Origin of the sequence: Nostoc sp. UHCC 0252 (assembly GCF_034931145.1) — a bacterium.
In the GTDB taxonomy this organism is placed as follows: Bacteria; Cyanobacteriota; Cyanobacteriia; order Cyanobacteriales; family Nostocaceae; genus Nostoc.
In genome coordinates, this window is the sequence record NZ_JAYGHE010000095.1 from 1 (window position 1) to 25,911 (window position 25,911).

The 25,911-nt window shown below is 41.8% G+C and carries 17 protein-coding genes; 12 read left to right on the top strand and 5 right to left on the bottom strand.

Annotated elements, in window-relative coordinates; translation table 11 throughout:
* Nucleotides 1–1,516, bottom strand: a 1,516-nt coding sequence (locus VB732_RS31835) for an efflux RND transporter periplasmic adaptor subunit (protein ID WP_323234842.1), incomplete at its 3' end; no start/stop codon positions are given.
* 632 nt (nt 1,517–2,148) lie between these two features.
* Between VB732_RS31835 and VB732_RS31840 the strand changes: the two genes are divergently transcribed.
* Nucleotides 2,149–3,783: an alpha-D-glucose phosphate-specific phosphoglucomutase gene (locus tag VB732_RS31840; RefSeq protein ID WP_323234844.1), complete on the top strand. Its 1,635-nt coding sequence runs from the start codon at nt 2,149–2,151 to the stop codon at nt 3,781–3,783.
* A gap of 261 nt (nt 3,784–4,044) precedes the next feature.
* Here the strand turns inward: VB732_RS31840 and VB732_RS31845 are convergent, their stop codons facing one another.
* A complete protein-coding gene (locus VB732_RS31845; protein WP_323234846.1) occupies nt 4,045–5,889 on the bottom strand; it encodes a tetratricopeptide repeat protein in 1,845 nt (614 codons plus the stop codon).
* Between the two features lie 871 nt (nt 5,890–6,760).
* Here VB732_RS31845 and VB732_RS31850 point away from each other — a divergent pair.
* The 7 genes from VB732_RS31850 to ureG all read left to right on the top strand — a co-directional run bounded on the left by VB732_RS31850 (nt 6,761) and on the right by ureG (nt 15,409).
* Complete coding sequence (locus VB732_RS31850; RefSeq protein ID WP_323234861.1) at nt 6,761–9,418, top strand: PAS domain S-box protein; 2,658 nt, start codon at nt 6,761–6,763, stop codon at nt 9,416–9,418.
* A 516-nt stretch (nt 9,419–9,934) separates the two neighbouring features.
* The gene (locus VB732_RS31855) at nt 9,935–11,671 is read left to right on the top strand and encodes a sensor histidine kinase (protein ID WP_323234847.1); all 1,737 of its coding nucleotides are present in this window, start codon (nt 9,935–9,937) and stop codon (nt 11,669–11,671) included.
* Nucleotides 11,672–11,968: 297 nt separating this feature from the next.
* Nucleotides 11,969–12,841 (top strand): hypothetical protein, encoded by an 873-nt coding sequence (locus VB732_RS31860; protein WP_323234848.1) that lies wholly within the window; start codon nt 11,969–11,971, stop codon nt 12,839–12,841.
* Between the two features lie 30 nt (nt 12,842–12,871).
* A complete protein-coding gene (locus tag VB732_RS31865; protein WP_323234849.1) occupies nt 12,872–13,249 on the top strand; it encodes a hypothetical protein in 378 nt (125 codons plus the stop codon).
* A gap of 393 nt (nt 13,250–13,642) precedes the next feature.
* Nucleotides 13,643–14,086, top strand: coding sequence for an urease accessory protein UreE (ureE, locus tag VB732_RS31870; protein ID WP_323234851.1), 444 nt, complete (start codon nt 13,643–13,645; stop codon nt 14,084–14,086).
* Entirely contained in the window at nt 14,061–14,753 is a 693-nt protein-coding gene (locus VB732_RS31875) for an urease accessory protein UreF (RefSeq protein WP_323234852.1), read from the top strand. Before ureE ends, VB732_RS31875 begins: the two co-directional genes overlap by 26 nt.
* Before the next feature lie 59 nt (nt 14,754–14,812).
* A complete protein-coding gene (ureG, locus tag VB732_RS31880) occupies nt 14,813–15,409 on the top strand; it encodes an urease accessory protein UreG (protein ID WP_179075485.1) in 597 nt (198 codons plus the stop codon).
* Between the two features lie 75 nt (nt 15,410–15,484).
* On the opposite strand, the gene VB732_RS31885 is transcribed toward ureG, so the two are convergent.
* Together VB732_RS31885 and VB732_RS31890 are read right to left on the bottom strand one after the other, a co-directional pair.
* Complete coding sequence (locus tag VB732_RS31885; RefSeq protein WP_323234853.1) at nt 15,485–17,350, bottom strand: ABC transporter ATP-binding protein; 1,866 nt, start codon at nt 17,348–17,350, stop codon at nt 15,485–15,487.
* Between the two features lie 133 nt (nt 17,351–17,483).
* Nucleotides 17,484–18,671, bottom strand: coding sequence for a transposase (locus tag VB732_RS31890; protein WP_323234854.1), 1,188 nt, complete (start codon nt 18,669–18,671; stop codon nt 17,484–17,486).
* Nucleotides 18,672–18,724: 53 nt separating this feature from the next.
* On the opposite strand from VB732_RS31890, the gene tnpA reads away from it, so the two are divergent.
* Nucleotides 18,725–19,144: an IS200/IS605 family transposase gene (tnpA, locus tag VB732_RS31895; protein WP_323234856.1), complete on the top strand. Its 420-nt coding sequence runs from the start codon at nt 18,725–18,727 to the stop codon at nt 19,142–19,144.
* Nucleotides 19,145–19,453: 309 nt separating this feature from the next.
* Here tnpA and VB732_RS31900 read toward each other — a convergent pair whose 3' ends face one another.
* Nucleotides 19,454–20,026, bottom strand: a complete 573-nt coding sequence (locus VB732_RS31900; RefSeq protein WP_323234857.1) for a single-stranded DNA-binding protein — start codon at nt 20,024–20,026, stop codon at nt 19,454–19,456.
* A 465-nt stretch (nt 20,027–20,491) separates the two neighbouring features.
* On the opposite strand from VB732_RS31900, the gene VB732_RS31905 reads away from it, so the two are divergent.
* From VB732_RS31905 to VB732_RS31915, 3 genes are all read left to right on the top strand, one after another.
* The gene (locus tag VB732_RS31905; RefSeq protein ID WP_323234858.1) at nt 20,492–21,490 is read left to right on the top strand and encodes an AraC family transcriptional regulator; all 999 of its coding nucleotides are present in this window, start codon (nt 20,492–20,494) and stop codon (nt 21,488–21,490) included.
* Between the two features lie 143 nt (nt 21,491–21,633).
* Complete coding sequence (locus tag VB732_RS31910; RefSeq protein ID WP_323234859.1) at nt 21,634–24,288, top strand: TonB-dependent siderophore receptor; 2,655 nt, start codon at nt 21,634–21,636, stop codon at nt 24,286–24,288.
* A gap of 267 nt (nt 24,289–24,555) precedes the next feature.
* Nucleotides 24,556–25,521, top strand: coding sequence for an iron-siderophore ABC transporter substrate-binding protein (locus tag VB732_RS31915; RefSeq protein ID WP_323234860.1), 966 nt, complete (start codon nt 24,556–24,558; stop codon nt 25,519–25,521).
* Nucleotides 25,522–25,911 lie beyond the last annotated feature (390 nt).

A 25,911-nucleotide genomic window follows, 5' to 3' on the forward strand; every position in this document is an offset into this window, starting at 1 on the left:
TTCCTCCCCCAAGTCCAACCCACCAAGGAAGTGAAGAATTAGCAGTTACTTCTTTCTCCCCTGCCCCCTGCCCCCTGCCCCCTGCTCCCTGCTCCCCCGCCCCCTGCTCCCTGCTCCCCTTCTCCTCTACTTTCCCCCCGCCTCGCAGAGATTGGGCGTAGAGTTGCGGTGCGCGTTGGGTGACAATCATATCTCCCTCAAATAAACCTGTTTTGACCTCAACCATGTCCCCAGAGGTTTGACCTAATGTAACTTCAACTGGTTGATAAGTATTGCCATTTTGGATGTAGACAACTTTTTTATTATTAGCTTCTACCACAGCCGCGCTCTTAATCGCCAAGATAGCTGAGGAGGTTTGGTTTGTCAAAACTTCCAAGTCTGCAAACATTCCTGGTTTCAGTACACCACCAGGGTTATTGATTTCGGCTTTTACAGGTACAACCTGTGTCTCGCCTGTTACTACAGAATTAATTACCGCAATTCGTCCCGTAAAAGTACGATTCGGGACAGAAGCAACTTTAACCCTAACTTGTTGTCCTGTTTTAACTTTGTCTAAATCTTTTTCATATATATTCGCTGTGGCAAAAACCTGATTGTCATTAACAATCCTCATCAATTTACCACCTGCATCTTCAAAGGTTTGACCAAGAGTAACTTCCCTATCTGCAACCTTCCCAGAAATGGGAGATGTTACCGTCACCAATCCTTTGGCATTGCCACGGATTCCTAGTTGTTGCAGCCGAGTTTCATAAGTGCTGTTACTGAGAGTAATTCGGGATTTTGCTACGTCAACAGATGCCTGAGCGCGTTTAAGTTGATTTTCAGCTTCAATAACCTCTCGGCGGCTATTGGCTTTGGTAAGTTCAGCTTTAGCTTGAGCTAACTGAGTTTGAGATTCGAGAGCATTACGCCGTGGTAAAGCACCTTGAGCAACTAATTCTTGATCTTTGTCATACTTTTCTTGGGAAAATGCTACTTGACTTTGAGCTTGGGCGATCTCTGCTGTGGTAATTTGTTGATAGCGATCGCGGTTTTGTTGCGCTAATTTTAAATCAGCTAAGGCTTGTTGTAAATCAGCCTGACCTTGAGCCAGTTTTTCTTGGGAGTTAACCCGCAGTTCTACCAAATCAGGACTAGATAGTATAGCCACGGGTTGACCTTGTTTAACTAATGCACCAGGTTCTACTAATAACTCAACCACCTTCGCGCCTGCAATTGGTGTGGTTACTTCTACTTGTTTGCTAGGTAGAGTTTCAATTTGTCCTGTGGTTTTTATACCCAAAGCTAAACGCTGGCTTTTTACTGGCTCAACTTTTATTCCCAGGCGTTGGGCAGTTTGATTGTCAACTTGAATAGAGCTAGTTGCTGGGGTGGTTTCACTTTCTTGGTGAAATTCATCTCCGTGTCCGGTGTGGGCTAAAACTGCTACTGGGCTTGCCAATAATAGTAAGCTGACAAGTGTACCAGAAACACAACGCATGTTTAGAATTGGTTGGAAACGCAGAGAGTTGGGCATCGCTATCAGAAATCCTGAAGTATGGGTGCAAAGAAAAACTGCGATCGCAATTTTTGGTAAACAAAGCTAGCTTGGTTTAGGGAAATTTTTCTGCACCTTATACCCAGGCTTTCATCTCAAAATGAAATTGGCATGAAATTGAGGACTGATATGAAAATGTTGGGTTAACCTGGCGGATCTTGCTACGTTCCTCAACCCAATCTACTAGCACGTCAACCTTTAAACATTGAATTCAAAAAACCGAGAAAATAGTTTCGAGGAGGAGAAAAAAGAGGGGAATGAAAAATGGAAAGGGTGACGGCGTAGCGGGGGGTAAATATAGCTTCAATATTATGTTCGACTTAATACTTATGTCATTGCAAGCGTTGCGCGGCAATCCCAAACCTTTGCGATTGCTATCTCTACGAGACGCTACGCGAACATTCCACTTTGTTGCATTCGCAATGACATATTATAAGTGATTTGCCGAACATGATATAAACAGCAGAATTCAGGTGTACTTAGTACAGCTTTGCGTAAGAATGAACTACTCGAAAGCTACAGAGGATACACAAAGGTTTAATACGGGGCAATTTTTTTTGTAACGAACTTATGCAAAGCTGTAAGAGAAAATGCCTTTTTAAACACGCTCTATGAACATTCGTAAAGTCTCTACTACTCCCTTTAGCGACCAAAAGCCCGGTACTTCTGGCCTGCGGAAAGCAGTTAAGGCTTTTCAGCAGCCCCACTACCTGGAAAATTTCATCCAATCCACCTTCGATTCTGTAGGGGAATTACAGGGGCAAACCCTAGTTCTGGGTGGTGATGGTCGTTATTACAATCGCCAAGCCATTCAAATCATTTTAAAAATGGCTGCGGCTAATGGAATTGGGCAGATTAAAGTTGGTCAGGGGGGGATTTTGTCTACTCCTGCAACTTCCGCTATTATTCGCAAGTACGAGGCCATTGGCGGCATCATCTTGTCTGCTAGTCATAATCCGGGCGGGCCAAATGGTGACTTTGGTGTGAAATATAACATTGGCAACGGTGGCCCTGCGCCGGAAAAGGTGACAGAGGCTATCTACGATCGCAGTAAAGTGATTGATAGCTACCAAATTCTGGAAGCACCAGATGTAGATTTAGAAACCTTGGGTGAATCACATTTGGGAGAGACGGTAGTTGAGGTGATTGACTCTGTGCAAGATTATCAAGAGTTAATGGAGTCTTTGTTTGACTTTGATCGCATTCACCAGCTGTTGACTTCTGGAAATTTTCGGATCAGCATCGATGCCTTACATGCGGTAGCTGGCCCTTATGCTCATGCCATTTTTGAAAAACGTTTGGGCGCACCAGTAGGAACTGTGCGTAATGGTACACCCCTAGAAGACTTTGGGGGCGGACACCCTGATCCAAATCTGGTTTATGCCCACGAGTTGGTAGATATTTTGTACGGGGACAATGCGCCAGACTTTGGGGCAGCTTTTGATGGAGATGGCGATCGCAATATGATCTTAGGGCGTAAGTTCTTTGTCACTCCTAGCGATAGCCTCGCAGTCTTAGCCGCAAACGCCAAGCTAGTCCCTGGTTATAGTTCCGGTTTAGCTGGAGTAGCGCGATCGATGCCTACTAGTCAAGCTGTGGATCGAGTTGCCGCTCAGATTGGAATTGAATCTTATGAAACACCCACTGGTTGGAAGTTTTTCGGCAACCTTTTAGATGCGGGTAAAGCGACTCTCTGCGGTGAAGAAAGTTTTGGTACTAGTTCTAACCATATCCGCGAAAAAGATGGAGTATGGGCGGTTCTATTCTGGCTGAATATCCTGGCAGTGCGGCAACAATCTGTTGAGCAAATTGTCCAGGAACACTGGCAGACTTATGGACGCAATTATTACTCCCGCCATGATTATGAAGGGATTGAGATTGAGCCAGCAAACACTTTAATCGCAAGATTGCATTCTTTATTACCAACCCTTAAAGGTAAGCAATTCGGTAACTATCAAGTTGAATACAGTGATGACTTTAGTTATACCGATCCTGTTGATGGTAGCGTTAGCGAAAAACAGGGTATTCGCATTGGCTTTACCGATGGCTCCCGCATTGTGGTGCGACTTTCTGGGACGGGGACTCAAGGTGCAACCCTAAGAGTTTACATAGAAAGCTATGAGGCAGATCCAGCCAAACATGACCTTGATCCACAGCAAGCACTTGCTTCTTTAATCACTCTTGTTGAGGAGATAGCCCAAATCCGCGAACTGACAGGACGGGAAAAACCAACTGTAATCACTTAGTAATAAGTTAGGAGTTGCAGCGTTTTTCAGCTAAATGAAGTACACAGGTAGGGGCACAACATTGCTTGTGCCCTTAAACATCATCTGTACTAAACCATAAGTAAAAGGAAGAAAAACGAACCGCAAAGGACGCAAAGGACACAAAGAAAGAGTTTAAAAGGGTTTGACGCAGGCTCACAAAGAAATGGTATCAATACGGTTCAGACGCGATAAATCATCACAAAGACGCGATAAATCGCCGTCTCTACAATAATTTGCTCCTCAAATATCTTGCTTGTATACTTCTAACAATTTGGGAATGTGATCATAGCCATCTACACCGATAACTGCAATGATTTTGGGGCGATGTTGCTGTAGGAAATTTTGAAAAGCTTCTGCCCCGATTTGTCCTTGCAAAATTGTTAGTAAACCTGCCGCTTGCCGCCACTCATTAGAAGCAATTTGCTCCAAAAGGTACATTCCTAAGCAGCCTGTGTAAACGGTTTTTTCAGAATTTTGGAGATGGTAATAAGCTTCTGCTAAATAAGCTAAGTTCCGCCCTTGGAGATATAAATCGCCGGAAACTTGCGCTGTTTTAAAGCCATCCTCCAGATATTTAATTGCAGTTTGGTGTTCTCCAATTACTAAATAGGCAATTCCTAAGCTGCTGACACATAAGGCTTTACTTTGGAGATCGCCTAATTTTTCTGATAATTTTAAACCTTGTTCCAAATAGTTAATTGCAGCTTCATAAGTTTCAGGTTCTAGGTTTTCTAGTTCTTGAGCCTGCATGACTTCGCTGTAACCTAAATTTACTAGCGCGTTGGCTTCGCCTGTGCGATCGCCTGCTTGCCGACTCAATATTAATGCTCGTTGGCTGTAGTTAATTGCCTCAGAATAATTTTGCTGTTGCACGTAGGTGCGGCTGAGGTGGTTGAGATTGGCAATTTCACAGGCGCGATCGCCTGCATTCCTGGCTATCTCCAGCGCCTGCTGATGAAAATCGATTGAGCGCTGGTATTGCCCTAAAGCACGCTGCGAATAACCTAAAAGTGTCAAAATACGCGCTTTTTCTTGGGTTCCCTCACCCCTTCGCAATGGTTCATCCAAATAATCGAGGGCATCTCGCAAATAAGTGCCAGTAAAAGAGGCAAAAATTCCACCATAAAAAGGAAAATATGGACGCTGGGCAAAGGTTCGCAAAATCTGGAGCATGATTTGAGAACAGGCATCAGCGTATACTGTCCCAATGCTTGCAAAACCACTGGCTAATTGACTCCAAATCACTGCAAAGGTCAAAAAAGTGGAAATGGACAACTTTGGCCCAGCTTTAACATCGTAAGCTTGTTGGTCAAACCAGTTAATTAGTCCCCGTTGCAAGAACTGTAAAATTAATGCCATTTCCACCCAATCTCTCAGGGTGATTCCCCGTTGTCGCTGGGCAAACTCAATTGCCGATTCTTCCATCGCTAAGGTGCGAAGCAGTGCTTTGGGTAACTCACTATTGAGTTGTTTAGCCCAACTTGCCCAAGGGCCACGTTCTCCGGGTACGCCGCCAAATCCTAAAGCTTCTTTTTGCTCGTACATCCAACTGAGCAAGTTATCTTGCAATCGCTGCCAAGAAGCTAAACCACGGGTAATCCCTTCAGAAAATTGTTCTAAATCACTATCTGCCTGGGCAAATTGCTGTAATGCTTTTGACAATTGCTGTAGCTGTTGCAAATTTAGCGGATACTTCTGATTGGGGTCAGTAATCCGCAAAAATGTCGCCAAACGCTCGTTAGCCGGGGCTGTGGTAATTTCTGTAACGGCGGAAGCGATCGCTTCTGTGGTTTTGTTTTGCTCTTGCCAACGTTGCCATTGACTCTGAATAGTCTTAATGGCTCTCAAGCTCCGAGTCGCTTTGGCTTTCTTAAGTTCGTCTTTTTCACCATCTACTTGGCTTTGGAGGGCATTCAGGCGATCGCTCAAAACTAACTCAAAGACTTCCCCTGTACCGGAAGTAATTCCTTTAAGCAGCATTTGATACACCATCTCAACAGAGCTAATTTTGCCCTTGAGGGTGGTTTCGACAATTTCATCGATTAAAGCAAGATAGCGATCGCGCAATGGCAGAGAATCTGACACTTTAGCTACTAAGAAACGTCACGTCAATTCTAATTCTAGTCTTCGTAGGCAGGAGTGAGGAATTGGGAATGGGGAATTGGGGAAATCCACAGCTTAAATAATTTAGAACTTACGCACACTCTACGAATTCTTGGCGTTCTTGGCGTCTTGGTGAATCAGCGCTGTAGGCGGGTTTCCCGCCGTAGGCGACTGTGAACCCGGAGGGCGGTTCGATAAATTAAGCTTTTCGGCAATTTTTGCGTAAGTCCTGTAATTTCTACTAATTCAATTGCATGTACTAAGTAAGTTGGCCCGAAAAAACCGAGTATGTTACGAAATATAAACAGGCTTAAAACCGTTGCTAATGACCAATGACAAAGGACAGCCTTAGCCAGTTAGCTTTAATTGCGCCGACCTACTTATGCCCGAATGGCCTATATTTTGTATTGTATTTTTATATCTTTAATATTAAACACCACAGCAGAATTACCCTCTGCAATTCTGCCTCGATCATTCTATATTTTTTTTGAAAAAACTCAATCTTTTCTATTTATTTTATTTTTGTTACTCAAAAGTATTTTCTGATAGTTGGTAATCTGTCTCTGCTTCACTTTTGAGTTTAATGATAATATTTATCAACTATATTAATCGTGTTATTTAGTTCTCATGTACTATTCTATCCGCATTTTTTGGTCTATGACAGTTGGGTTGCGGAATGGAGGTTACTCAGCAGGGGCGATCGCTAAATAGATAGCAATTGTGAATTGATTGACTTTTGGACAACTTGTTCACCCGATTGGGTGAATGCGATCGCTGCATCCAGAACTACTCTGAAAGTAGAGGAACTTTTTATGTTGTTAGTGATAACGCTGACAGTCAAAAAACTCTTAAAATGGCTATGATTGCCTTAAATATTATCCCAATTGCTTATATATCAAAGGGTCAAAGAGTGGATGAAATTGTAAAATCACCGCATCAACCAGATTTCCAACTAGAGAATATTACTTTGCTGGAAACAATTGCTGCCAATTTACCGGGGATAATTTTCCAAGTTCTGCAACGGCAAGATGGTTCTGTGTTTATCCCTTATGTTAGTTCTGGCTGTGAATATTTGTATGAATTAAAGCCAGAAGCTTTACAGGCAGACTTTCAGGTGATATATGACCTAATTCATCCACAAGATATAAAAGCTTTTGCAGAATCTATTACTGTTTGTAGTAGCACTTTTAAACCTTGGCATTGGGAAGGTCGGATTATTACGCCTAGTGGCAAACTTAAGTGGATTCAAGGTACTTCGCAAGCAGAACCACAAGAAGAAGGCGATTTTCTTTGGAATGGCTTAATTTTAGACATTACAGACCGCAAACAAGCCGAAGAAAAATTGCAAGAAAGTGAGGCGCGGTATAAAGCAATTTTGGATGCTATTCCCGATTTAATGTTTCGTATTAGTCATGATGGCGAGTATCTAGATTTGAAAAGTGAGGGTGCAAATGTCACTCTTTCGAGAGAAGAAATAGTTGGTAAACGTGTTCAAGAATTATTACCTAGTGATGTTGCGGCAATTAGCATAGAAGCGATCGCAAAAACTTTAGATTCTGGAACTTTGCAAACTTGCGAATATCAACTACCAACGCCTTTGGGAGTCAAAGATTATGAGGCGCGATTGGTAGTGAGTGGTGAAAACGAAGTATTAGCAATCGTGCGTGATATCACAGAACGTAAACAAGCAGAAATTTCCTTACAAAATCTTGCCCAAAAATTTGCTAAAGCTTTTAGTTGCAGCCCTGATTCCATTACCATCAGCACGCTGCAAGAAGGACGCTTTATCGAAGTTAACGATAGTTTTGTAGAACTTTCCGGTTATGAGCGGGATGAAGCGATTGGTAAAACTTCCTTTGAATTAAATCTTTGGGTACACGATCGCGATCGCCTAAATTTGCTACACGAGTTGCAAACTACAGGAGTTGTTCGCAACTTGGAATTTGAATTTCGGCAAAAGTCTGGCAAGATAATTACAACGCTGCTTTCAGCCGAAATCATTGATTTAGATGGTCTGCCTTCGATTTTAGCAGTCCATCACGACATTACAGAACGCAAACAGGTAGAAGCGCAATTTCGCCTAGCAGCACAACGCGATCGCTTGTTGGCAGAAACCTTAGTACGAATTCGATCTTCCCTGAACTTAGAGGAAATCCTGCAAACCACTGTCACCGAAGTCAGACAATTTCTGCAAACAGATCGAGTTTTTATTGGTTTAAATAATGACAAGTTAGGAGTCAGAACTCTTGCTGAATCAGTAGATCCCAAGTATCCATCAGTGTTAGGTTGGTCTACTAATGATGAAGCTTATTTACAAGAAGTGCGAAACTTACTAAAAGATAATCTTGTGCGTGTCGTTGAAGACATTACACAAATGTCAGTATCTCCCAAAGTCCAAGCACACTGCCAAAAATTTCAAACTAAGGCTAGCTTGGCTGTACCAATTATGCTAGGGAATGAATTATTTGGTGCATTAATTGCCAATCAATGCTCAGGTTCGCGTCATTGGCAGCCAATAGAAATTGATTTGTTACAGCAGATGTCAGAACAAGTAGCGATCGCCATTCAGCAAAGCCAGATATACCAAAAACTCGCAGAACTCAACACTAATTTAGAACACCAAGTAGAAGAACGAACAGCACAGTTGCAGCAGAAAATGCAAGAAGTTGAAACATTGCATCGCGTCAAAGATGTTGTTTTACACACCGTTGCCCACGATTTACGAACTTCAGTCATGGGTAACTTGATGGTGTTAAAGAATTTGTTAAATCAAAAAGTGGAGAGTGGGGGGGAAGCAGGGGAGCAGGGAGCAGGGAGCAGAGGTGAAAGAAGTAATTTTCTATCCTCCCCCTTGCCCCCCGCACCCTGCCCCTCTGCCTCCCTCCAATCCCCAATCCCAGTATCTCGCTCAATAATCGAGCGGATGATTCAAGGTAACGATCGCCAACTGGCAATGATTAACTCATTGCTAGAAGTTAATTGCGGTGAAAAGCCGGGTATGGATCTCAAACCCGAACCTGTGGACTTTAGCATCCTACTGGGAAAAATTTTCGCCCAGTTGGAACCGATGTTGACACAAAATCAAGCAACTCTGAAAAATTTGGTTCCCGCCAATTTACCTTTAGTGATGGTAGATGCAAGCCGATTAGATAAAGTTTTGGCAAATTTGGTAACACATAGCTTGCAAAATAATCCACCAGGATTAAATTTTATTGTGAGCGCTAACGTTGAGGGCGGAATGGTTCGTACTCAGATTCAAGATGACGGTGTGGTAATGAGTAAAGTAGAGTGCGATCGCCTTTTCGATCTCCATGTCCGCGATCCTCAAGATTGCTGTTCTACGAGCATTGGCTTAAAAATGTATCTTTGCCGCAAATTTATTCAGTCACACGGCGGCGAAATCGGTGTTATTAGCAACCGCAAGCGCGGGTTAACTTTCTGGTTTACATTACCTTTAGCCAAAGAAGCAGGGGAACAGGGGGCAGGGAGCAGGGGACAGAAGAGATTTTGAGATTTAGCAGTAATTAAGGGTTTCAGAGTAGGGTGTTGACTTTGATGAATTTTGTGAAAGTCACTGAAGAGGAAAAGGGGCAGGGAGCAGGGAGCAGGGGAGAAACCCCATAAATAAATTTAGGGGCTTGAAAACGGACTTATTATTTCTCGTGCTACGCATCTCGTTCGCGCAGCGTGCCGTAGGCATAATAAATATTTGTTACCTGGGCATAAATAAATTTAGGGGCTTGAAACCCTCTCTTGCTGGGGAATTCGGCATCTTTCCCCCTGCCCCCTGCCCCCTGCCCCCTGCCCCCTGCTCCCCTGCCTCTTTGGTCAAAAATATCTCTCCTGCCATTGCGAGCGGAGCGTTCGCGGAGCGTCTCGTAGAGATAGCAATCCCAGGCGATCGCTTCGCTCTAACAGAATCCGCAACAAATCGCCCATAAATTACCAAAAAATGAGAGGGTGTTATTTATAGCAATGTTGAGTAAGGAAAACACCCTCAAGTATGGGCAAAGTTGCTCGGATGCTAATGGCTACTCAATTTACAACAGTGCAGAGGTGGTGGAGACAAACCTTTTCTGCACCAACGAGAGATGAAACCACTACTCTTTATAGAGTTTGGCGTAACCGTTTTTTGTGGCAGAGATTGCGTTTATGGTTATGGCTAGCGCTGATTTGTTTGCTGTCTTTCGCTTTGCGAGACATTTACGGCTTTTTTTTCCCATTTCAAGAGTTGCAGCAACTGCCAGAAGAACTTAGAACTCAACGCTTTGTAATCAATATTTCAATGCTGTTGAATATACTAATTTGTTTTGCCTTACATAAAACTAAATTAGGTCGTCATCGTCCAGATTTATTGTTTTTAGGGTCTTCTTGGGCAATTAGTCTAGCATCGCAGTTGTTTGCCACCCTCAGAGGTTTTGCACTACCCGATCCGATTGGTTGGTCGCTGCTGTTCTTGAGCCAGGCTGTATTAATGCCAGTTTGCTGGATTGTTCACTTGCTATCTCAAGTGGGTGTACTAGTTTACTATTTCGGTATAAATACTCTACTTGAGCTAAAAACACCAGTCCCTGAACACCCAGAAATATATAGCATCACATTTATTTTATACATTTTTTGGTTTTGTATTATATGTGATATTGGTGTTTATCTATACGATCGCCTGCAACGTTCTGAGTTTTACGCCCGTCAAGAATTGGAATCTGCATACCAAAAACTCAAAGTTGCAGAAACTAAATATCGCACCATTTTTGAAAACGCTGTTGAAGGTATTTTTCAAAGCAGTCCCGATGGACATTACATTACAGCAAACCCTGCTTTAGCAAGCATTTATGGCTACTCCTTAGCGGAGGAGGTGACGGCTTCTACTGATATTGAACAATTGTACGTCGATCCGAACCGCCGCGCAGAATTTGTCCGCCTGATGGAAAAGTATGGCAGCATTTCCGAGTTTGAATCTCAAATTTATCGCCGAGACGGAAGCATTGTCTGGATTTCAGAAAAAGCTTACGCAGTCCGTGACGAACAGGGAAAACTCCTTTATTACGAGGGTTTGATTGAAGATATTACCCAGAGAAAACAAACTGAAGCAGAACTACGAGTATTTTTTCATGCAGTTTCCCACGACTTACGCAACCCAGTGCTGGGTACTTTAATGGTGCTGAAAAACTTGCTTGCACGTCCAGAGGAAAATATTTCGATTTCCCGCTCAATTTTAGAGCGAATGATTCAAAGTAGCGATCGCCAACTCAACTTAATTAATTCGTTGATGGAAGCTCATATCGGCGAAATTCAAGGTGTTGTTTTACAACGTCAGCCTGTACAATTACTGACAGTTGTGCAAGCTGCGATCGCAGATTTAGAGCCATTATTAGAGCAAAATCAAGCCAAGCTGACGAATCTAGTATCCGCAGATTTGCCATTAGTGAATGCAGATCCCACGCAACTATGGCGAGTTTTTTCTAACTTAATTGTCAATGCTCTGAAACATAATGCCCCTGGTTTGCTCTTGACAATTAACGCTACTCGTGAAGATGAGATGATTTATTGTACTGTTAGTGATAACGGGGTAGGTATTAGTCAACAACAAAGCGATCGGCTTTTTGACCTTTACTTTCGGGGTGCAAATATCCGCAATTCTGTAAGTTTGGGATTGGGCTTATATCTATGTAAGCAAATCATCAATGCCCACGGCGGCGAAATTGGGATAAATAGTGTGTTGGGTGCAGGGGCAACTTTCTGGTTCACATTACCTATTAGCTAACTAATAAAGTACTATAGCGATCCTAAATGATATCATGTTCGGCAAATCACTTATAATATGTCATTGCGAATGCAACAAAGTGGAATAAAGCAATCGCAAAGGTTTGGGATTGCCGCGCAACGCTTGCAATGGCATAAGTATTAAGTCGAGCATGATATGAGTCGTAAAAATCTCCGATTCCTTTCTCTGCGCTCTCTGCGCCTCTGCGGTTCATTTATTTTTATAAATGATTTAGGACTGCTATATTTAAAGCTATCTCTATCAATCAGTTATAATTTATGGTAATTTTCAATAATTATGAATAAAACGCTCCCTAAAACTGTATTCGTGTTTGCAATAATTGCAACGCTAACAACAGGATGCCGCTCAAATAATGACTACAAAAAATTTGCAAATGCAGGAAGTGAATATACAAATGCTGTTGACAGACTACTTGACGCAGCAGGTGATATACGCATTGATACCACTTCCGAGCAATTATTACGCAATGACAAAATTATTAATCTCACAATCGACGACTACAAAAAGCTCGCAGATCGTGACGATGAACGTCTAGAAGTCATTAGAAAATTACGCAAGCATAACAAATTATTAGGCAATTATTTTCAACTGCTGAATGAACTTGCTAGTTCTGATTCTCCCACACACGCTCAAGGAGAAATTGCCGAAGTTGTAGATAATCTCAATACTATTGGAAAGGAACTTAAAGGAAGCGATTTAATTACCAATTCAGGACTTTTTCAAAGTATAAGTAACCTTGTAGTTTCATCACAAATTCGTGGTGCATTGCGTGATGAGTTAGAAAAACGCCATCGAACAATTTTGCTTGAATTGACAATTCAAAAAGAAATGTTAAAAATTTTAGGTGATTCAATAGCACAAGATGTCAAACTTATTCGGATAGCAAGAGAAGAACGTTTTGTTATCCGTCCATTAATTCAGGAAACGACAATTTCCGATGAAGATACATGGATTGAAGCCCGACGGGATTTGTTCAAAATGGAAAACCGAGGTCAAGAGCTTCAATTTGCTAGCCAGGCATTGGGAAACTATCAAAAAGTTTTCCAAGCTTTTTATGAAGGTAAATTAACTTCAGAAAGAGTTAATAATTTTTTGCAAGAAGTTAATGATTTCTTGCAACTTATTGAAACCGACAAAAAACAAAGTTAGCTATTCACATAATATAATAGGAAACATACCATGACACACAGCCCTGGCATAACAATAGATCAACTACCAGCAATAGATATAGTTCGCACCCAATTTCTAGCTCGACTCTATGAGTGTGAACTTGAACTCAATTCATCAAAGATCCAAAACATTTTTGAATCCGAAACAGATACTTCTAAAAAACGAAAGTTTATTGACGATCGCACAGAATTATCTATGTTGCGAGTAAAACTGGAGACAGTAGCTTTAGAAAAAGTTGCCGCTCAACTCAAGTCTTTAGAGGATGACCTCAATGAAGGAATAAATGACTTAAAAAAATCAATTGACTCTGTTGGCAATACTGTAGATATTTTAACCTCAGTGAGACATATTACTGGGATTATTGCCAGAATTTTCGTAATTATTTAATTATTTATCGAACAGAATTCAGGAGTCAGGAGTCAGAATTCAGAATGAATTCTGTGCGAGTGGCGGATGAATAACCGGGTTTAAGACCCCAGCAAATCATAGATTTGGTGGTCTTTAATCCTGCGCCGATCTGAATCCCCGACTGATTGATTCTGACTCCTGAATTCTGACTTCTGAATTCTTCTTCAAACCCCATATTTTACCCTGATAGTATGGGGTAAATTCTTGCTAAATAGGTGGATATTGAAACTTAAATTAAGAAAAAAGAATGCGAGAGATAGGTAAGGGCACAACAATGTTGTAACCTTACGAATAATTTATGTGTCGTAAACATTACTTGAATTGATATAATTTGTGAAATCATGATGAAAAGCAGAAGTTAACGCGAAATGTATGCTGACATTTACCCAAATTAAACCACCTAACGGCGATACAGCAGTCACCTTTACTCTGGCGTTAACAGCAGAAGAACGTACCCGCAGCCGTCATCGTTTTGAAACGGAAGATGGTATTGTATTTTTACATTTACCTAGAGGAACTGTTTTACACGATGGTGATATTTTGCAAGAAGAAACCCATAACAGTTTAATTAGAATTATTGCCAAACCAGAACTAGTAGTAACTGCCTTTGCCCAAACACCAATTTTATTATTACGGGCAGCATACCATTTAGGAAATCGCCATGTACCTGTAGAAATTACCCCAACTTATTTACGCCTCTCCTCCGATTCGGTTTTACGCGCAATGTTGGAACAATTGGGGTTAGAAGTTAAAGAGGAAATTCTACCATTTCAGCCAGAATTAGGAGCTTATGGACAACACCATCATGCTCACTGATAGCCATCTTTTGAGTATTTTGCAACTGGCTAGCCCCGCTTTACCTGTGGGAGCATATAGCTATTCTGAAGGTTTAGAAATGCTGGTAGAAAATGGTACGATCGCTAACCACACAAATCTCAAAGATTGGTTAAAAGCAGAGTTGCTCTACGGGGCGATTCGGTTAGAAGCGGCAGTGATGGTACGATCGCAGCAATCGGCAAAAATGAATGATCTAGAGTCGCTATGTCGTTGGAATCTCTGGTTATCCGCAGCTAGGGAAACAGAAGAGTTACGCGCCTCTAGTTGGCAGATGGGGCGATCGCTGATCCAATTACTTGGTAAACTAGAACCGCAGATTATACCTATTGCTAATGGTGTCGGTAATCCTTGCAATTATGCGATCGCTTTTGGTATTGCTATTGCCCATTGGCAAATTAGTATCCAAGCCGCATTACTCGGATATCTGCATAGTTGGGCAAGTAATTTAATTACTGCGGGAGTGAAACTTATCCCTCTTGGACAAACAGCAGGACAGCAATTATTGCTAGATTTGCAACCATTATTTAGCACTGCGGCCTTGGAAATTTTAGCGTTGGAGGATGATGAACTCGCTTGTTGTAGTTGGGGTTTGTCGCTGGCAAGTATGCAGCATGAAACGCAGTATACAAGGTTGTTTAGGAGTTAGTCAAAATAATTCGTAATTCGTAATTCGTAATTCGTAATTATTACAAAGGACAAATGACAATAAACGCATTTAGAGTGGGAGTTGCTGGGCCAGTTGGTTCGGGGAAGACGGCTTTGGTGGATGCTTTGTGCAAGGGATTGCGTGAGCAGTATCAGATTGCGGTGGTGACAAATGATATTTATACTCAAGAGGATGCTCAGTTTTTAGTGCGTTCTCAGGCGTTGGCTAGCGATCGCATTTTAGGTGTAGAGACTGGCGGTTGTCCTCATACTGCCATCCGTGAAGATGCTTCGATGAATTTGGCGGCAATTGAGCAGTTAGAGGAACGTTTTATCGATTTGGATTTGGTATTTTTGGAAAGTGGTGGCGATAACTTAGCTGCTACTTTTAGTCCAGAATTGGTGGATTTAACGATTTACGTCATCGATGTTGCGGCTGGTGATAAAATTCCCCGCAAGGGTGGCCCCGGTATTACGAAGTCTGATTTGTTGGTAATTAACAAAACTGATTTAGCACCTTATGTTGGTGCAGATTTAAGTGTGATGGAACGGGATGCTAAAAAAATGCGCGGCGATAAACCTTTTATTTTTACTAATTTAAAAACTCAATCTGGACTTGCAGACGTAATTAATTTTGTTTGCAAAAATATCTGTTGAAAAAATTTTATAACCCACGAAAAATTAGATCCCCGACTTCTCAAAGAAGTCGGGGATCTGGACAATCCGCCCTTTCTATAAAGCCTTCAGATGCCGACTTCGCACCCGTTCAGCACTACCAGTAGGAATTGCAGCAATTAATTTTTGCGTATATTCCTCTTTAGGTTCTTGGTAAATGCTTTCGGCTGTGCCTTCTTCAACAATTTGACCGCGATTCATAACTAAAATGCGATCGCTCATAAATTTCACTACACTTAAATCGTGAGAAATAAAAATATAGGTAAGCTGAAAATCTGACTGTAATTCTTTGAGAAGATTTAATACCTGCGCCTGTACCGAAACATCCAACGCTGAAACTGATTCATCGCAGATGATAAACTTAGGATTTAACGCCAAAGAACGGGCTATACAAATCCGTTGGCGTTGACCGCCAGAAAACTGATGCGGATAGCGGTTCATCGCATCTGCACTTAACCCCACACGTTCTAAGAGTTCGGCTACCCGTTGTCGTCGTTGTTGCTTAGTCTTACCAACACTGTGAATTAACAACGGTTCCATCACCGCATCCCCAACCTTCATTCGTGGATCGAGGGAACTAAAGGGATTTTGGAAGACTATTTGCATTTCCCGCCGCAGTTTTTGCAACGGTTCTCCTTTAAGGTTAGTAATATCTTGTTTCTCAAAGATAATCTGACCACTCATCGGTTCAATTAATCGCAGCAAGGTTCTGCCAAGGGTTGTTTTACCACAACCAGATTCTCCTACCAAACCTAGTGTTTCTCCTGGTTTGACATCAAAGGAAACACCGTTAACTGCCATATTGTAGCGTTTTGTCCCACCAAACACCCCGCGCACCGGAAAACCAACTTTCAGGTTGCGGATTTGCAGCAGAGGTTCCAATTCATTGAAGTTTGCCAATCTTGTAGCAATCTCTTTTGTGGTGAATTCTATAGGTAGCGCAGGTTCTTTTGCCTGAATTACTACTTGTCCCGTTGGTGTCTCTTCTGCACTCATGTAATCAGAAACGGTGAGTAATTTTTGGGGACGGCGGTTGAGTGTGGGGCGACAAGCTATCAAACCTTTAGTATATGGATGCTGAGGACTGCTGAAAATTTGCCGAGAAGTACCAGATTCGACAACTTTGCCTCTATACATCACCGCTACTTGGTCAGCAATTTCCGAAATTAGTCCCAAATCGTGGGTGATGAAAATCATTGCCATATCACGGCTTTGCTGCAATTCTTGCAATAAGTCCAAAATAGTCGCTTGCACAGTCACATCCAAAGCTGTGGTTGGTTCATCAGCAATTAAGATTAATGGGTTGCAAGAAATTGCCATTGCAATCATTACCCGTTGCAACTGACCCCCAGAAAGTTCATGAGGGTAACGTTCCAGCATGGCTTCTTTGTGTTGTTTGACCAACTGAGCTAGCTTTGATGGTTCTAGTTTCGGTGAAGTTTCGGTATACTGCTGCTGGATCTCTTCATCGCTAGGTAGAAGTTTAACCTCTTGCAGACCTGCGATCGCAACTTGTCTTGCTTGGGCTGCTGACACATTTTGATGCCGCATAATCGCTTCTGTTAGCTGAAACCCAATGTTATAAACTGGATTCAGCGAACTCATCGGTTCTTGAAAAATCATCGCAATGTCGCCACCCCGGTGTAGCTGCATTTGCTCAGGGGGCAATTTCACCAAATCGATGGCGTTACCATTCTCCTGGGGACGAAACCAGATTTCACCACCAGTAACTATACCAGGACTTTGCAACAAACCCATCACAGCTAAGGCTGTCACTGATTTACCACTCCCCGATTCTCCTACTATTCCTAGAGTTTCACCTCGATGCAGTTCAAAGGAAATACCATCCAAGGCTCTGACAGTATTGCCATCACCGGGAAATTCAACTTGTAAATTGCGAACCTCTAGGACAGTTTCTCTCATAGGAGTTAGGTAGAAATTTTAACTTAAAATTATCTGGATTTTAACAATAGTTTTGATCTATTATGTCGTTAAATTCTGTTTTTACGCTTCGTGACATACTCACGCTTGCTGAGTACAGGTAAGCGTGAGCTTCTCAGAGACTCTTCAATGAAGACATTATCTGAGCTTTTAAGGCGTGTGTCCCACGCGCTTTTATATTCAAGCTGGCGTTCAAATCCCGGCACAAGCTGACTTTACAATTAGGGCAGTTGTGCATTCTTTGAGACAGAGGCTTCAAAACTTTTTGACCGCAACTAGAGCATTCCTGTGATGTGCCGTTTGGGTTTACAGCAATAACTTTCAGTCCAGCGTTCTCGGCTTTGACTGTCAGTATTGAAATAAATTGTCCCCAACCAGCGTCGTTTACACTTTTAGCAAGTCTTGACTTAGCTAGTCCTTTGATATTCAGTTTTTCTACTGCGATAACATCATACTTTTTGAGTAAGCCATTAGCAGTCTTGAAATGAAAATCTTTGCGAGTATCAGCAACTTTTTTATGTTGCTTACCCAATTTTTGAATAGCTTTCTTGCGTCTGTTAGAACCCTTTTTTCTACGAGATACACGACGTTGTGCTGATTTTAGCTTACGTTCAGCTTTACGCAAAAACCTTGGTGCTGCTATCCTGTCGTCATCGGAAGTAACAATAAAATCTATTAGTCCGACATCAATTCCAATAATATTGTCAGCATCAAAATCAGGCTTGATTGCTGGAACTGTCTTATCTTCTAAACTCAAAGTCACATAGTAGCCACTTGCCTTTTTGGTTACAGATGCAGTTTTGATATCAAACCCGTCTGGTATTTGACGATGAACAATTACTTTTACATCGCCTACTTTTGACAATATTATTTTATTGTTTTGAAAATGCTCTTTTTTGAATTGTGGATAGGTAAAAGTTTTATATTGTCCTTTACCTTTGAATCTCGGTTTGCCACTACGCTTGCCATTAGCATCTCCTTTTAACCATCTGTCAAAAGCTAGTTCTACTTTTTTAGGAATCTCTTGTAACACTTGAGAGTGAATACTCTTGTACCAAGGTCTGTCCTTTTTGAGTTGAACTAACGAGGCTTGCTGACTAAAGCGATTAGGCTTATCTTTTAGCTCTGGGAGACGACAAACAATTAGAGAACATCTATCTACAGAGCAACGATTTTGCTCATACCAATCAAACCTTTGAGCAAGCTGATAATTATATTGATAACGCAGCATATCTAGTGTGTTGTCAATTTTTGCGGCTTGCTCTTTCGTGGGTTTCAATCGGTACTGATAGGATGTTTTCACTTGCTCGACTAATCAAGTGTTACCTTTTTAGTATACACTGATTTAGATATAATATGAAAAATGATTTTGTTTCCAAAGGAAGGTCTGTTAGTGATCTAAAGGTGCATTTAGTCTTGGTGACTAAATATCGGCGCAAAGCCTTCACTTCAGTTATGCTGGGTAGGCTAAATGTTGTAATGCAAGAATTACTAGAAAAGTGGGATTGTAAACTGGTAGAATTTAATGGTGAAGATGACCACGTACACCTACTCTTCCAGTACCACCCAGATGTTGAATTGAGCAAGTTAGTAAATAATTTGAAGTCTGTATCATCTAGAAAACTCCGGCAAGAATTTGCAGAACACCTAGAAAGTTTTTATTGGAAAGACGTATTTTGGAGTGGTTCTTATTTTGTTGCTAGTTGTGGCGGCGTTACGGTTTCTACTCTTAGGAAATATATTGAAGCGCAGGAATCACCCACAGAATCAACGTAAGAATTTGTTCGTTTCCTCCATATCCTCCTCTCTCGCCTACGGCATTGGTCAGAGGACAGTCGTCAACTCACACAGCATTCGTCCCACGCTCCTAAGAGTGAGACGTGGGACTTCTGCTGAAATTAGTTAAATGAAAGTGAGCGACAAATTTACTCACGGTTATGCACTATTAATTGGTGTAGGGGAGTCTAAATATAGTAAAGCGTCAACACAGACAAAAAAATAGCACATCCTCAAGGATGGCTATTTGTAGAAATTGTCTAATCGTAATATTAGTTAGCAAATTGAATACACGCTCAATTACCAACTTTAGAAAGGAATATCATCTGGATCTGGTTCTTGCTCTTTCACTGCTGGATAAGTAGTTCGCTCATAATTTGTGGGTTGAGGTACAGGTTCGTAATTTGTCGCTTGGGGAGCAACGCCAACAGGATTTGCAGCCGGAGTGGGTGCTGGACGTGGTGATTCGTAACTGGGAACGTCTTTCTGTGCAGGACGAGATGCTGCTGGTTGTCGGGGAGCAGTTTCAGTAAATGATGGAGTTGCTGTTGCAGAAGGTAATGGATCGGTATTAAAACTACCTCCAACAGGTTGAATTTGTTGCACCGTCAACTCAGCGCGTTTTTCTTTAAAACCTTCTTGACGCTCAACAGTATTCATACCTAAACGTCCTACCAGGATGACGCGATCGCCTTGATGGTAGTTTTGCTGGATTTCTGTCGCTAAATTCCCCCAGCCCACTACTTTTAGGGTAGCTGGCGGATCTTCTGGTTTTATGGAATTGGGAAACTGCACCAGCATTTCTGTAACTCCTAGATTATCTGCTGTATAGCGGAGTTGCGGCTCGTTGATAATTTCTGCCATCAAAACGCAGCTGTTCATTAAAATTACTCCTGACTGCAAAATGTACTGATTGAAAAAGTTGGGGTTTTTCTATGTAGTGCCAATTAATATCTAGATATGTTTAATTGTTTGCATTTTTTAATAATGCCTGAGTTTTTAGTCCTTTCTAGCATAAAAGCCAAGCGATCGCTTTGAACAGCATTAAGTATGCCATCCGCCACCCTCGCTTGACTAAATTGAGCATTCAATTCTGCATTGAGTAGTATAATTGTACCATTAATTCTTAAATAGAAAAAATTTTTGCCAAAAATTAAGTCTCGATGTGAACTGGAAAAACACCCAAGGCAATCAAGGTCTCGCAAGATTGGAAGCGCAAAGACGCAGGTGCTATAAGTACAGGTAATGAGCAAATTAGTAAATCTAAACTTAATTTGCTTTGTTATCAAGCATTCACGGTACGATTATTGAGAATAAATAGTATTAGTCTTTAAGTATCATCCAGTTATGACTATCACCCTGACCCAGAAAGAGCATTGGGAACTGTGGGCGGAAGCTAACCAAAATAGCCCCCAAGCACCAGAAAAAGAGCCATTCGAAATCATCAGTGAAATGCCTAAGCAACTGGGTAAGGGCTATCTACAGGATATTGAGGTGCATCCAGAACTCTGGCTGACGATTTGGGATTGTGAATATAACGATGATGTGTTGTTTAAAATCTCTGAATGGGATCACCCACTGCAATTTTGCGTCTTCCTTTCAGGCAAAGTCATAGACGAATATGGGGGGCAGTTAGGGGAAGGATATACGTGTATTTCTGGTAGTGGTGTTCAACGCCAAATGATTACAGAATCCCCAAAATCTCCACGTATAGGCGTTGACATTCACATGCCTCCTGATTTGCTGGCAACTTTTTTCCCCGATGAAACAGGAGACATTCCCCAGCAGTTGCGTTTGTTGGCAAAGGGTAATAATTGGCAAACTTTACTCTACCCGGAAACCACATCGGCTATTCAGGGAGTAGCACAGCAAATTGTCAATTGTCCTTTTCAGGGTATCACAAAGCGGATGTATTTACAGGGTAAGGTGTTGGAACTAATGGCATTGCAGTTAGCTCCCATTTTATCTGCTCAAGATGGACTGCAACCATCGCCGCGACTAAAGCCTGATACCATCGCCCGGATTCATCTGGCTAGGGAAATTTTATTGACACATTTAGAGAATCCGCCGTCATTGTTAGAATTGTCGCAAATTGTCGGGGTGAGCGATCGCACTCTCCGGCGTGGATTTCAAGAATTGTTTGGAACAACAGTATTTCGCTACCTGACAGAGAAACGGATGGAATGGGCAGAACAGTTATTGCGTCAGGGAAACATAACTATTAGTGAGGTTGCTCACCGAGTAGGTTATTCCCATCAAGGACGCTTTGCTGAAACCTTTAAGCGTAGGTTTATGATTACACCAGGTGAATGTTTATCGGGTAAGAAGTCCGTTTTAGAGCTATGATGCCATTTTTGTCATAGACTTAGTTGCTATTAATTCTCTATACTCAGCTTCATTGAATTAGGAACTATTTGCAGTCACCGAGTTTTGGCAAAGCAGATTAATTCAATCAAATTCTGCAAGAAGCTGGTGTATCAGGAGTTGTAATGAAGCGTTGCTGTTTGTCTGTTAGTATGCGGTTGTGGTTTTTACTGACTCTATCGGGATGCTTGAGTGCTGTTGCGATTGGGCCGGGATGGGCAGAAATTAAACCAACGGGTGAGAAGCAGGAAGTCAAAAGTCAGAAAAATTTTAAAACTCTGCTGACTCGAAAAATTCGGCAATTGAGTGAAATAGAGCGTCCCAGCACTAGCGCAATCATCCTAGTACAGTCGCCAGCACCCCAAACAGCCCCCTCATCAATTGTACAGGTGACGGGAGTGCAAGCTAAACCCACAGAAAAAGGTGTGGAGGTGATTTTACAGACGGCTCAAGGGGAACAACTGCAAATCACAAATCGCAGTGCTGAGAATAACTTTATCGCTGATATTCCTAATACGCAATTGCGTTTACCTAGTGGCGATACATTTACATTCCGTTCCCAAAACCCAGTTACAGGTATTACTGAGATAACTGTTACAAACCTTGATGCCAATACGATCCGGGTGACAGTCACGGGTGAGGGGGGATTGCCAAAGGTTGAGTTATTTGACGGTGATGAAGGGCTAATTTTTGGCGTGATCCCAGCCGTAACTGCGGCGCAACAACCCCAAACACCCCAAGCTCAAGAAAAGCCAACAAGTGAGACACCCCAAGAGGAACCAGCAGCACAACAGGATGAACCGATTGAGTTAGTAGTAACGGGTGAGCAAGATGGGTATCGCGTGCAGGATGCGACGACTGCAACAAGGACAGACACACCTTTGCGTGATATTCCCCAATCGATTCAGGTTATACCGCGACAGGTGTTAGAAGATCGTAAGCCCAGAACTCTGACGGAAGCAGTGGAAACGGTTAGTGGTGTTTCCAGTGCAGATACCAATTTTAATGCACCCGCAGGAACCTATATTATCAGGGGATTTCAACAGGGAGGGAATTTGCGAAATGGCTATCGAGATGTTAATGGCTTTGGTCTAACAGGACTTGGGACGATTGAGCGAGTGGAAGTTTTGAAAGGGCCAGCCTCGGTTCTGTTTGGAGCATTAGAACCTGGTGGAGTTATCAACGTGATCACCAAACAACCTCTCAGTGAACCCTATTACAATCTTGGATTGGAGGTGGGGAACCGGGGATTTGTTCAGCCCAGTATTGATTTCTCCGGCCCCTTGAATGACGATAAAACTCTGCTCTATCGCCTCAATGCCAGCTATCAAAATTCCAACGGGTTTCAAGATTTTGTCAACACAAATCTGACTACGATCGCACCCTCAATCAGTTGGAAATTGGGAGATAGGACAGACCTAAATCTATACTATGAGCATATTAATTTCAATGGTATTCCTGAGACTTTCACTACTGTTTTCAGCGATAATACGTTCAAACTGCCTCGAAGTCGCTACTTAAGTTATCCTTTGGATGGTCAAGATTATACCACTCACAAATATGGCTACACGCTGACCCACAAGTTTAGCGATGACTGGCAGATCCGGAATAATTTTGCTGTAACTAATTTTACTGCCAGCGAAGAGTACACAGTAGGAATAAATCTTGTAGACGATCGCTTCTTACAGAGTTATGCTGCCAGACGTAACTACTCGCAAGACAACTATTTTGGCCAGATAGACTTGCTTGGTAAGTTTAATACAGGCTCGATTCCCCATCAACTTTTGTTTGGTTTTGATGTCAACCGCTATGTGGACAATTTTAATGTCATTCGCCTCGGTGTGCCTCTTCTAGATGTTTTCAACCCAAACTACAACATTCCAGAGCCACAAATTACTACTGGAGGTTTTAGTAGATTTCAGACTGTTCAATCTTATGGATTTTATCTTCAGGATCAAATTAGCTTTCAAGATAACCTGAAGTTACTTATTGGCGGGCGCTTTGACTGGATTACACAAAAGAGTGGCACAGACGAATCAGAACAAAATGATAGTGCGTTCAGCCCCCGAATCGGGTTAGTGTATCAGCCGAGCAAATCTGTTTCTCTCTACACCAATTACACTCAGTCTTTTAACCCTACCCAAGGATTTAACCCTGATGATAGTGCATTCGAGCCAACTAAAGGAACGCAATATGAAGTGGGCATTAAAGCTGACTTTTTAGAAGGCAGACTCTCGACAACGTTGGCAGCTTATCAAATCAGCAAGACGAATGTTGTAACAACCGATCCCGATCCCGAACGAGCCGCGCAAGGTTTTTCCACTCAAGTGGGGGAGCAAAGGAGTAGAGGGATTGAGTTAGATATTGCGGGTGAGATTTTGCCCGGTTGGAAGGTGAGTGCTTCCTATGCTTATACCAATGCAGAAGTCAGTGAGGATGTCTCTATTCCTATAGGCAATAGATTAGAGGATGTGCCATACAATCAAGCTAGTTTATGGACAACATATCAAATTCAAAATGGTGATTTGAAGGGTTTGGGATTTGGTTTGGGGCTGTTTTATGTGGGTACGCGGGCGGGAAATTTAGCTAACTCTTTTGAAATACCCGATTACTTGCGTACTGATGCAGCGATTTACTACCGTAGAGATGCTTGGAAGGCTGCTATCAATATCCGTAATCTATTTGATACGGAATATTACGGTTCTAGCAGTGGCTTAAGAACATTAGTTAGAACAGGTGCGCCTTTTACAATTATTGGTTCTATGAGTTGGGAGTTTTAACTGGCTCTTTACGGGTAGTCAACCGAGCAACTTGCCTAAACACAGCACCTTGTGGATAACCTGCCAAATATTAGTTCAAGAAAGACATTCTTTGTAATGAAAAAGAAAGCCATTAGTACAATTACGCGATTGTTACTTGTTGTTAAAACTGTTTGTGTTTTGACTTTTGCTAAGTTTGTTTGGGTTGTCCACAGTGTTTTTTCAAGCTGGAGTAGATTATGGCAACTTCGGCAGATTTCGAGCAGTTACAAATTTTTACCATTATTTTTGACCATAGTTGCTGTTTTAGCGATCGCAGCCTGTAACCACAACACACCGCAGCAAGAAAAAAGCCAAATAGAAATTGACAAGCCAGCACTTGCACAAACGCCAATAGAAACAAAAACGGTTAGCGATGCTTTGGGTAAAGTTGAAATTCCAGTTCAACCGCAGCGAGTTGTTGTGCTAGAGGAAAATATAGTTCTCGATTCAGTACTGGCCCTGGGTATAAAGCCTGTTGGTGTGATGTATTGTCGTGATTGTGAGGAAAAATTTCGAGGTATACCCAACGAGTTACTTGCTGACGTTCCAATTGTAGGCAGTATTGGGAGTCAACCTTCCCTAGAGAAAATTCTTGCTTTAAAACCCGATTTAATTCTGGCGTTAACAAATCGGAAGAACTTACATAAACTCCTTTCCAGGATTGCACCTACTGTAATGATCGATTTTCCCACGATGTACGACTTTAAAAAAAGACTACGATATGTAGCCCAGGTATTGGGAAAAAGCGATCGCGCAGAAGAACTTCTAACTCATTACCAAAACCGCATCCAAAAACTGCGGCAGCAATTAGGAAAACAATTAGAAACAAAAACAATATCTGTAATTTATCTTGCAGGTTCGGCAGATGTTTTCTATAGCTACAGATCAGACTTTCTAGGTTATGGTCAAATCATTACCGACGCAGGTTTACGACTAATTCAAAAAACTCAAAAAGAACTTCAGCTAACATTAAGTATTGAAGTTTTACCCGAATACGATGCCGATTTTCTATTCATTATGACCGATTTCTTAACCAAAGATTTTAAACAAGCCAATCCTGAATTTTTATCTTTTTTGCAAAAGCCTATTTGGTCAAAACTTAAGGCTGTTCAAAATAAACAGGTATACAATGTAAATTGGAATGTTGGAGGAACTATTGGAGCTAATAAAATAATTGACGATTTATTCAAATATCTAGTAAAAACATCTTAAAATCATGTAAAGGACAGCATAAATTCCATCAATACGGAATTTATGTCAGTTTATGGCACGTACAGTCTCGGATTCGTGAAAATCCGTGCGCCGCATCGAGTTAAAAGTGTGAGATTAGCGCGATCGCTCTGGAAGGGATTTTTGCCTTTTCCGGTGCATTAATGCCAGGTTTGACACGCAATTTGTGGGATAATATTAGAAATATTTATCATTTATCACTCAGCAATTTTTACTTAGCTTTAAGTTACTTACTGAGAATAATAATATAAATTTTACTTTTATTTCAGTATTATTAACTATGCCTATCTCCATCTCCAGCCAAGTCTTCGACGAACTAATGCATCAGGAGAAGGTTGAGAGTTCCCAACATCTAGACCCCGATGATCAGTT

Excerpts from the sequence above, each read along its gene's own strand:
- VB732_RS31900 (WP_323234857.1), bottom strand. The coding sequence starts at position 20,026 with ATGAACAGCTGCGTTTTGATGGCAGAAATTATCAACGAGCCGCAACTC.
- VB732_RS31860 (WP_323234848.1), top strand. The coding sequence starts at position 11,969 with ATGAATAAAACGCTCCCTAAAACTGTATTCGTGTTTGCAATAATTGCA.
- VB732_RS31910 (WP_323234859.1), top strand. The coding sequence starts at position 21,634 with ATGAAGCGTTGCTGTTTGTCTGTTAGTATGCGGTTGTGGTTTTTACTG.
- VB732_RS31875 (WP_323234852.1), top strand. The coding sequence starts at position 14,061 with ATGGACAACACCATCATGCTCACTGATAGCCATCTTTTGAGTATTTTG.
- VB732_RS31840 (WP_323234844.1), top strand. The coding sequence starts at position 2,149 with ATGAACATTCGTAAAGTCTCTACTACTCCCTTTAGCGACCAAAAGCCC.
- VB732_RS31885 (WP_323234853.1), bottom strand. The coding sequence starts at position 17,350 with ATGAGAGAAACTGTCCTAGAGGTTCGCAATTTACAAGTTGAATTTCCC.
- tnpA (WP_323234856.1), top strand. The coding sequence starts at position 18,725 with ATGAAAAATGATTTTGTTTCCAAAGGAAGGTCTGTTAGTGATCTAAAG.
- VB732_RS31865 (WP_323234849.1), top strand. The coding sequence starts at position 12,872 with ATGACACACAGCCCTGGCATAACAATAGATCAACTACCAGCAATAGAT.
- VB732_RS31905 (WP_323234858.1), top strand. The coding sequence starts at position 20,492 with ATGACTATCACCCTGACCCAGAAAGAGCATTGGGAACTGTGGGCGGAA.
- VB732_RS31850 (WP_323234861.1), top strand. The coding sequence starts at position 6,761 with ATGGCTATGATTGCCTTAAATATTATCCCAATTGCTTATATATCAAAG.
- ureE (WP_323234851.1), top strand. The coding sequence starts at position 13,643 with ATGCTGACATTTACCCAAATTAAACCACCTAACGGCGATACAGCAGTC.
- VB732_RS31855 (WP_323234847.1), top strand. The coding sequence starts at position 9,935 with ATGGCTACTCAATTTACAACAGTGCAGAGGTGGTGGAGACAAACCTTT.